The organism is Halomonas sp. NCCP-2165 (assembly GCF_023708045.1).
Classification (GTDB): domain Bacteria; phylum Pseudomonadota; class Gammaproteobacteria; order Pseudomonadales; family Halomonadaceae; genus Bisbaumannia; species Bisbaumannia pacifica.
Map to the genome: position 1 here is coordinate 1 of NZ_BRCY01000052.1, position 7,227 is coordinate 7,227.

The window sequence follows — 7,227 nt, forward strand, 5'->3', positions numbered from 1 at the left end:
TCGACCATGAGGAGTGAGACGGGCATTCTTATGGGTGTTCATCCGGGCCTCCTGGAGGTTGGTTTGGTTCGCACCCCCAGTTTTCCGGGTCGGCTCCGGATGAACAACCTACCGAGAGATCACGCCTAGTCGCGGCGGCTACTGACCGTGGAGCGCAGCTTGTAACGGTCGCCGGGGTGAATCAGCCGCGCATAGCTGATCAACTGGTCGCCGGACCAGGTACGGCGCACCATGCTCAAACAGGGGGTGGCGATATCGATGGCCAGCCAGTCGGCGGTTCGGGCATCCACCAGCACCGCCTCGACGATATGCTCGATATCGGTGATCGGGCAGGCCGCCACCAGCACCTCGTTGGGGGTCTGGCGGTCGAAGTCGCTGGCCAGGTAGTCGGGCACCCAGCGCGGATTGACGTAGCGATTCTCCAACTGGATGGGGACCTCGTCCTCGTAGTGCACCAGCAGGGTATGGAAGACCCGGCTGCCCAGGCGCATGCCCAGGCGCAGGGCCACCTCGTCGTCCGCCTCGATGGCCTCCCGGGTCAGCACCTCGTTGCGGTAGGTGTGGCCCCGGCCGCGTACCTCCTCGGCGATATTGTGTACGTCGAGCAGCGGCGACTCCGCCTTGCGGTCGGTGACGAAGGTGCCGAGACCCGGCTGGCGGGTCAGGTAGCCCTTCTGCACCAGGTCGCGGATCGCCTTGTTGGCGGTCATGCGGCTGACCCCGAAATCCCGGGCCAGTTGCTCCTCCGGGGGGATCTGGTGGTGGGCCGGCCAGTCGCCGGCATGAATCTTCTCCAGCAGGTGCTGCTGGATCTGCAGGTAGAGCGGGGGGGAGCTGCCCATGGGGTCGGTGTCCTTGCGCCGCAGGCGAATGTCTATACAGCTAGTCTACCCGCTGTGTGCCCGCCAGGCATCCCCGCCGGGTGGCGGGGCGGGAGGATCGCGGGTGGAATGGCCGAGGGCGCCGGGGGCGGAGCGTGGGGTCAGCCCACCCTGTAGGCATAGGGGGACTCGGCCAGCGGGCCGCGGCCCCCGGCCAGGGTCAGCGCCAGGTCGTGGAGGCCGTCCCACAATGGCACGGGGCTGGCGCCCTTGATGGCCAGGTCGAGGCGCTGGGCGAACAGCAGCAGCTTGTGCAGGCGCCTGGTGGGCAGGCGGTTCAGGGCCTGCTGGTAGGCGGGGCGGCGCTTGTCGAAGATCGGCGGCTTCTGGGCCTTGCAGGCGTGCTCGAAGCTCTGCCCCTGGTCGAGGTGCTGATAGAGGGAGAGCAGGGTGCGCAGCTCCCGGGTCAGCACCCAGAGCACCAGGGTCGCCTCCACCCCCTCGCCGCGCAGCCCGGCGAGGATCCGCGAGGCACGCTCCCGCTCGCCGCGCAGGCAGGCGTCGCTCAGGGTGAAGATATCGTAGCGGGCGCTCTCCTCGACGCCGCCGGCGATGGCCGAGGCGTCCAGACGCGCCCCGGGAGGCATCAGCAGGGCCAGCTTCTGCAGTTCCTGGTCGGCGGCCAAGAGGTTGCCCTCGGTGCGCTCGCCGAGCAGGCGGGCCGCTTCCATGTCCAGGCTCAGGCCATGGCGGGCGGCCCGGTCACGCAGCCAGAACCCCAGGCGCTGGTGATCCACCGGCCACACCGGGACGAACAGGCCCAGCTTGTCGAGGGCCTTGAACCAGGCGCTCTTCTGCTCGCGGAAGTCGAGCTTGCCCATGCTCAGCAGCAGGATATTGTCGCTACCCTCGAGCCCTTCGGCATAGGCCTTCAGGGCCTTGGACCCTTCCTGGCCCAGCTTGGCGCCGCCCAGGCGCAGCTCGATCAGCTTGGCGGAGGCGAACAGCGACAGGCTGGCGCTGGCCTCCAGCAGCTGGCTCCACTGGAAGCCCTGCTCCACATGCAGCACCTCCCGCTCCTCCACGCCTCGGTTACGCGCCGCTCCACGCACGGCATCGCAGGCCTCCTGATGCAGCAGGGGCTCCTCGCCGGCGACGATCACCACCGGCGGCAGCGAGCGGCTCAGCGCCTCGGGCAGCTTGTCGGGAAAGACCTTCATGGCGACGCTGCCTATTCCTGCCCGGCCAGGGGGCGCAGGCGTTCCAGCAGGCGAGACGCGGCCTCCCGGCGCAGCTGGGCCTCGGCCTCGCGACGCTGGTCGTCGGCGGCCAGCAGGTTGGCCTCGTTGATATGCAGGCGCCGGCTGACGCCGAGCGTCTCCCGGGGCAGCAGGTAGGCGCCGTCCGCGACCCGCTGCACCGAGAAGGGCGCCTCGAGGATCAGCTCGATCTCCCGGTTGCCGCTCTCCGCGATGCCCAGGGGGCGCTCGCGCAGGCGCTCGGCCCCCAGGTTGAGGCGCAGCGCCGCCGATTCGTCCAGGCGGGTGCCGGCCTGGCCCAGGCGCTCGCGCACCGCCTGGGCCAGGTCGTCATTGGCGGCGGCCAGGTGCAGGGCCTCGGGGCCGCCGCCGGCTTGCAGGCCGCGGAGTCGGAAGCCGCAGCCGTTCAGGCCGAGGCCGGCGACACCGGCCAGGGTCAGGCGTAGAAAGTGACGCCGTTGCATCTTGGCTCTCCTTGGCCCATGGCAGGGGTGGGCCTAGCCCACCACGATATTGACCAGCTTGCCGGGCACCACGATCACCTTGCGGATCGTCTTGCCCTCCAGGTGGCGCTGGACGTTCTCGGCGCCCAGGGCCTCGGCTTCCACCGCCGATTTCTCGGCGTCCGGGGCCACCTCGATGCGTGCCCGCAGCTTGCCGTTGACCTGCACCACCAGCTCGATGCTGTCGCGGGCCAGGGCGGACTCGTCGAGGCGCGGCCAGGCGGCGTCGATGGCCGGCCCGTCGTGGCCCAGCTCGGCCCAGAGGGCATGGCTGATGTGCGGGGTGATGGGGGCCAGCAGCAGCACGCAGGCCTCCACCGCCTCCCGGGCCACGGCCAGGCCCTGGGGCGAGGTGTCGTCGCTGTCGTTGTGGAATCGGCCCAGGGCGTTGGTCAGCTCCATCACCGCGGCGATGGCGGTATTGAAGGTGGTGCGGCGACCGATGTCGTCGCTGGCCTTCTTGATGGTCTCGTGGGTCTTGCGGCGCAGGTCGCGCTGGGCATCGTTAAGGCTGGCGGTATCCAGCGGCGCCGGCTCGCCGGCGGCCAGGTGCTCGGCCACCAGGCGCCACAGGCGCTTGAGGAAGCGGTTGGCGCCCTCGACCCCGGAGTCGGACCATTCGAGGGACTGCTCCGGCGGGGCGGCGAACATCATGAACAAGCGCACGGTGTCGGCGCCGAAGCGCTCGATCATCGACTGGGGGTCGACGCCGTTGTTCTTCGACTTGGACATCTTCTCGATGCCGCCCATCGTCACCGGCTGGCCGTCCTCGATCAGCACCGCGCTCACCGGGCGGCCCTTGTCGTCGCGCTTGACCTCCACGTCGGCGGGGTTGAACCAGGTCTTGGCGCCGTTGGCCTCTTCTCGGTAGAAGGTCTCGGCGATCACCATGCCCTGGGTCAGCAGGCGCTGGAAGGGCTCGTCGGAGTCGACCAGGCCGAAGTCGCGCATCAGCTTGTGGAAGAAGCGCGCATAGAGCAGGTGCAGGATGGCGTGCTCGATGCCGCCGATATAGAGGTCCACCGGCAGCCAGTAGTTGGCGCGCTCGTCGAGCATGGCGTCCGGGTTGTCGGCGCAGCAGAAGCGCGCGTAGTACCAGGAGGACTCCATAAAGGTGTCGAAGGTGTCGGTCTCGCGGACCCAGCCATCGCCCAGGTCGGAGAACTCCGGCATCTTCTTCAGCGGCGAGCCGGAGGCGTCCACGGTGACTTCCTGGGGCAGGGCCACCGGCAGCTCATCGTCGGAGAGCGGCACGGTCTGGCCCTCGGGGCCGTACTTGACCGGAATCGGCGCGCCCCAGTAGCGCTGGCGGGCCACGCCCCAGTCGCGCAGGCGGAAGTTGGTCTTGACCTCGCCGACGCCCTTCTCGGCGAGCCTGGCGGCGATGGCATCGAATGCCGCCTCGAAGTCGAGGCCGTCGAACTCGCCGGAGTGGATCAGGCGGCCGTGTTCCACGTAGGCGCCCTCGGAGAGATCCGGGGCCTGGCCGTTCTCGTCGGCGATCACCGCCTCGATGGGCAGGCCGTACTTGGTGGCGAACTCCCAGTCGCGCTGGTCATGGCCGGGCACCGCCATCACCGCGCCGGTGCCGAACTCCATCAGCACGAAGTTGGCCACGTAGACGGGCACCTCGCGGCCGGTCAGCGGGTGGATCGCCACCTGACCGGTGGCCATGCCCTTCTTTTCCTTGGTGGCCAGCTCCGCCTCGGAGGTGCCGCCCCGGGCGCACTCCTCGCAGAAGGCGGCGAGCTCGGGGTTGCCCTCGGCGGCGGCGCGCGCCAGGGGGTGCCCCGCGGCCACCGCCACATAGGTGACCCCCAGCAGGGTGTCGGGGCGGGTGGTGTAGACCGACAGCGGCTCGGCGGGGGTGCCGTCGGCGGCCTTGATCTCGGAGCCCTCAGCGGGCTTGATCTCGAAGCTCAGCTCCACGCCCCGGGACTTGCCGATCCAGTTGCGCTGCATGGTCTTGACCTGCTCGGGCCACTCGACCTTGTCGAGATCCGCCAGCAGCTCCTCGGCATAGTCGGTGATCTTGAGGAACCACAGCGGGATCTCCTTGCGCTCCACCAGGGCGCCGGAGCGCCAGCCACGGCCCTCGATCACCTGCTCGTTGGCCAGCACGGTCTGGTCCACCGGGTCCCAGTTGACGGTGGACATCTTCTTGTAGACCAGCCCCTTCTCCACCAGCTTGGTGAAGAACCACTGCTCCCAGCGGTAGTAGTCGCTGTCGCAGGTGGCGAACTCGCGGCTCCAGTCGTAGGCGAAGCCCAGGGCCTGGAGCTGGTTGCGCATGTAGTCGATGTTCTCGTAGGTCCACTTGGCCGGCGGCACCTGGTTCTTGATGGCGGCGTTCTCCGCCGGCATGCCGAAGGCGTCCCAGCCCATGGGCTGCAGGACGTTCTTGCCCTGCATGCGCTGGTAGCGGGAGACCACGTCGCCGATGGTGTAGTTGCGCACATGACCCATGTGTAGCTTGCCGCTGGGGTAGGGGAACATCGACAAGCAGTAGAACTTCTCGCGATTGGCGTCCTCGACGGCCTTGAAACACTCGTTCTTCACCCAGAACTGCTGGGCATCGCGTTCGATCTCATGGGGGGTGTACTGTGCGTCCATCGGTTCGGTCTGTCACCTTGTGGAGGGGGATGGCGTAAGCGTTGGCGCGATCCGGGCGCCGCCGTGGGTAGACTATGTTACAACTGTCGAAGCGGCGGCTTGGCACCATCGAATGGGGCACAAGCATACCTTAGTAAGGTCCTGTCAGGTAAGGGCCTGGCCCGGCGCCAGGCCGGTGGAACCAAGGAGCGCACCATGAGCGAGCACAAAGAGCGAGAGCATCGGCTGCGGGAAGGCTATGAGCGCATGTTGGCGCGCTTGCAGCATGGCGCCGACGAGCTCTCCTGGGAGGCCCTGCAGCAGGAGCTGGACGAGGCGGTGGAGTTCGAGTCGGAGCTCGAGGAGTTCACCAAGGACGAGCTCTCCCTGCTGCGCGCCTGGGTGGAGCGGGACCTGCGCGAGATGCGCCGCTACCTGGCGGCGGGGGGGCAAGGCGTGGCCAGCTGGCTGGGCATCGACCTCTCGGTGCTGTCACGCAAGGTCACCGATGCGCTCTTCTCCATCGCCGACCGCTCGGTGATCGAGCGCGAGCGGCTCAGCGACGACCTGGAGGCGGCCCGGGCCGATTACTGCGAGGGCGAGATCGCCGCCCCCGGGCGCATGGCCTGCGTGCACTGCGGCGCCCCCGTGGAGCTGGAAGGCGTGACCCGTATCGAGGCCTGCCACCGGTGCGGGCACCGCTACTTCGCCCGCGCCTCGGAGGCGTAGCAGGCGCGGCTAGAGCAGCCGATCCAGCGCGAAGATCACCGCCACCACCAGCAGCGACATCAGTGCGGCGTAGGTCAGGTTATGGCGCATCATGGTGTAGCCGCTGCTGCCGTAGCGCCCCTGCAGGGAGAGGTTGATCCCCGACAGGGGCCCCACGGCGGTTCCCACCCCCCAGGCCGCCAGGGCCACGAAGCCGAGCAGGGTCAGGCGGCTACCCTCCGGGTCGATCAGCGAGGCCAGGGTCGAGACCCCGATGATCGGGTGCAACCCGGCGATGGCGCTGGCGATGATGGCCAGGTAACTCAGGGCCGCTTCCTTGGCCCCGAAGTGCGCGAAGAGCACCCAGTCCCCGCCGCTGGCGGCACTCACCCAGGCGGAGAGTCCCCGGGTAAAGAGGCCGGCACACAGGAACAGCGAGATCTCCCCACGCATCGCCGGCAGCCGCTGGCGGGCATGATCCAGGACGCGCCGGGCCGTCCAGCGGGGCCCCCTGGGCAGGTTGCTGGCCAGGGCCACCGCCGGCAGCAGGAAGGTGATCAGGCTGACGATGGAGAGCCCCGGCGTCAGCCCGTAGTGGAAGAGCAGCACCAGGGCCGCCATGGCGCCGGGCATCAGCAGGTTGGTGGGGGTCAGGGCATGGCCCGGGGTCTGGGAGAGATCGAAGCGTCGCCCCAGCTCCAGGCAGGTGAAGAGGCCCGAGACGAGCGCCAGGGGCAGGCCGAAGGCGAGGATCCAGCCGTAGCTCATCTCCGGGGCCACGGTGAGCGCCACCCCCATGGAGGCGAAGAAGGGCGACCAGAGGGCGGCGCTGGAGAGGCCGCGATTGAGGGTCATCAGTTGCGGTGTGGTCAGTTCGCCCCGGGCGCGTAGCCGGTCCCCCACCATAAAGACCGTGGAGAGGTTGAGGATGGCGCCGAGCAGATGGACGCTGAGCCAGGTATGGGCGATGCCGGGCCGACCGGTGACTCGCCGCCGGGGCGCCGCCGGCGGGCGGGTGCCGAGCAGCCCCAGGAAACTCACCCCCACCAGCATGGCCACCACATAGACGTTGCCCTCCAGGCTGCGCGACCAGTCGATGGCCGCCCCGTGGCGGAGCTGGCTGAGCAGCAGGAGGCCGCCCCCCAGCAGGGCCAGGGCGCTGGCCTGGAGGCGATTACGTCGGGGAATATCCCGCCACAGCAGTGCCGTCGCCGCCCAGAACAGGTAGCTGACCCAGGGGGACGGCAAGGGCAGCGGCGTGAAGTGGAGGATCTGGGCGATCAGGCCCAGCAGCAACAGCAGGCCGGCGACGACCCGGCGCGGGGTGGGGCGGGGCTGGTGGAG

Annotated in this window: 6 protein-coding genes; 1 reads left to right on the plus strand and 5 read right to left on the minus strand. The window is 69.1% G+C overall.

Annotated elements, in window-relative coordinates; all coding sequences use genetic code 11:
- Positions 1–125 precede the first annotated feature (125 nt).
- The 4 genes from hutC to leuS all read right to left on the minus strand — a co-directional run bounded on the left by hutC (position 126) and on the right by leuS (position 5,196).
- A complete protein-coding gene (hutC, locus tag NFU04_RS16130) occupies positions 126–842 on the minus strand; it encodes a histidine utilization repressor (RefSeq protein WP_251310428.1) in 717 nt (238 codons plus the stop codon).
- Between the two features lie 140 nt (positions 843–982).
- Entirely contained in the window at positions 983–2,041 is a 1,059-nt protein-coding gene (gene holA / locus NFU04_RS16135) for a DNA polymerase III subunit delta (RefSeq protein ID WP_251310429.1), read from the minus strand.
- Positions 2,042–2,052: 11 nt separating this feature from the next.
- Positions 2,053–2,544, minus strand: coding sequence for an LPS-assembly lipoprotein LptE (locus NFU04_RS16140; protein WP_251310430.1), 492 nt, complete (start codon positions 2,542–2,544; stop codon positions 2,053–2,055).
- A gap of 33 nt (positions 2,545–2,577) precedes the next feature.
- Complete coding sequence (gene leuS / locus NFU04_RS16145) at positions 2,578–5,196, minus strand: leucine--tRNA ligase (RefSeq protein ID WP_251310431.1); 2,619 nt, start codon at positions 5,194–5,196, stop codon at positions 2,578–2,580.
- A 195-nt stretch (positions 5,197–5,391) separates the two neighbouring features.
- Here leuS and NFU04_RS16150 point away from each other — a divergent pair, with 195 nt between their 5' ends.
- Positions 5,392–5,904 carry a zinc ribbon-containing protein gene (locus NFU04_RS16150; RefSeq protein WP_251310432.1) on the plus strand — a complete coding sequence of 171 codons (513 nt, stop codon included), beginning with the start codon at positions 5,392–5,394 and terminating at the stop codon, positions 5,902–5,904.
- Between the two features lie 9 nt (positions 5,905–5,913).
- Here the strand turns inward: NFU04_RS16150 and NFU04_RS16155 are convergent.
- Positions 5,914–7,227: hypothetical protein (locus NFU04_RS16155; RefSeq protein WP_309296799.1), on the minus strand; the 1,314-nt coding region annotated here is incomplete at its 5' end.

Excerpts from the sequence above, each read along its gene's own strand:
- hutC (WP_251310428.1), bottom strand. The coding sequence starts at position 842 with ATGGGCAGCTCCCCCCCGCTCTACCTGCAGATCCAGCAGCACCTGCTG.
- holA (WP_251310429.1), bottom strand. The coding sequence starts at position 2,041 with ATGAAGGTCTTTCCCGACAAGCTGCCCGAGGCGCTGAGCCGCTCGCTG.
- NFU04_RS16140 (WP_251310430.1), bottom strand. The coding sequence starts at position 2,544 with ATGCAACGGCGTCACTTTCTACGCCTGACCCTGGCCGGTGTCGCCGGC.
- leuS (WP_251310431.1), bottom strand. The coding sequence starts at position 5,196 with ATGGACGCACAGTACACCCCCCATGAGATCGAACGCGATGCCCAGCAG.
- NFU04_RS16150 (WP_251310432.1), top strand. The coding sequence starts at position 5,392 with ATGAGCGAGCACAAAGAGCGAGAGCATCGGCTGCGGGAAGGCTATGAG.